This window comes from Devosia sp., assembly GCF_014860165.1.
Taxonomy (GTDB): Bacteria; Pseudomonadota; Alphaproteobacteria; order Rhizobiales; family Devosiaceae; genus Devosia.
Window position 1 is genome coordinate 1 of sequence record NZ_JACZKG010000004.1, and the last position, 1,538, is coordinate 1,538.

Here is a 1,538-nt window from a genome sequence, read left to right on the forward strand (position 1 = left end):
CCGGCCCTGTTTGCCCATCCGCGCTTCCATGAGGCGGCGCAGGGTCGTGAACGCCTCCGGCAGTTCCCAGCCCTGCAGCGGTGCGGCCTGGTCGAGCGCGTTGATCTTCTGCTCGATCAGCGGCAGGTAATGCAGCGGATCGAAGACAACCTCTTCGCGCTCATAGCTGCGCGGATGGCGGGCAATGACCTCCCCGCCGCAGCCGATCACCACCGCGTCGACATAGCCACGGATCCAAACGTCCTGGTGGCCGAAGGCGACCGGAACGGAGTAGTCGTTAGTCCTGTAGCGCACCAGCGCCTGCGAGGAGACCCGACCGCTGGCCTGGTCGCAGGCCTCGAAGGGCGATGCCGGCAGCGGCCGCATCGCCGCCAGATCGCGCAGCAAGCGTTCGCCGATCGTCTCGCTCTCGCCGCGCAGCCGGTCGCTCTGGCGCTTACGGCACTGCTCCTCGAGCCACAGGTTGAACTCGTCCCACGATGCAAAGTGCGGGATCGGCACCATGAAGTTGCGCCGGGCGTAGCCGACCAGTCCTTCGACGCTGCCCTTGTCATTGCCCTTGCCGGGCCGGCCATAGCGATCCCGGATCAGGTAGTGGGACAGGAAGCCGCTGAACAGCGCCGCCCGCTTGCGCGTGCCGTCGGGCAGGATCTTCGCCACCAGGCAGCGGTCGTTGTCGTAGACGATCGACTGCGGCACAGCCCCGAAGAAGGCGAACGCATGGATATGGCCGTCCACCCACGCTTCGGCCACCGCCGCCGGATAGGCCCGCACATAGCAGCCGTCGCTGTGCGGCAGATCAAGCACGAAGAAGTGCGCCTTCTGCTCCACGCCGCCGATGACAACGACGGCCTCCCCGAAGTCGGCCTGTCCATGCCCGGCAGGATGCGCCAGCGGCACGAACATCTCCTGGCCGCGCCGCTCCCGATCGCGCATGTAGTCCTTGATGATCGTGTAGCCGCCGGTAAACCCATGCTCGTCGCGCAGCCGGTCGAACACCCGTTTGGCCGTATGACGCTGCTTGCGCGGGACCGCACGGTCCGCCTCAAGCCACTGATCGATGATCGCGATGAACGCGTCCAGCTTCGGACGCCGAACCGGAGCCTGCCGCCGATACCCCGGCGGAACCGAATACGCCATCATCTTGCGAACCGTGTCGCGTGAGATGCCGAAATGCCTGGATGCCTCGCGCTGGCTCATGCCCCCGTCGCACGCCACGCGAACCTTCAGATATAAGTCCACGGTGTAGATCCCTCATCCCTCCCTGCGCTGCACAGAAGGGAAATAGGTGGCCGGATTTTACGCCGCCCGCAGCAGGACTATCCCGCCGCTACCGTGGTCTAGTTTTCCACCGCCGTTCTCAGCTCCGCGCGCCCGCCGGGCGCCGTCCGCGGGCAAGCTCCTCGTACATCGGTCCGAGACGCCTCGCATAGTCGTCGATGCCCAGAGGCGCATTGAGATCGATCGTCTCGAACGGGCCCATGAAGGACCAGCGCAGACCGAGGCCGAACTTTATCGTCCTGTCGATGTCCTCGGCG

1 protein-coding gene and 1 pseudogene are annotated in these 1,538 nt (G+C 65.9%); both read right to left on the reverse strand.

Annotated features, from left to right (window positions below; genetic code table 11):
• Positions 1-1,242, reverse strand: a 1,242-nt coding sequence (gene istA, locus IH615_RS00900; protein WP_291359078.1) for an IS21 family transposase, incomplete at its 3' end; no start/stop codon positions are given.
• A 172-nt stretch (positions 1,243-1,414) separates the two neighbouring features.
• Positions 1,415-1,538: pseudogene (locus IH615_RS00905) on the reverse strand (3-hydroxyacyl-CoA dehydrogenase); the annotation flags it as partial.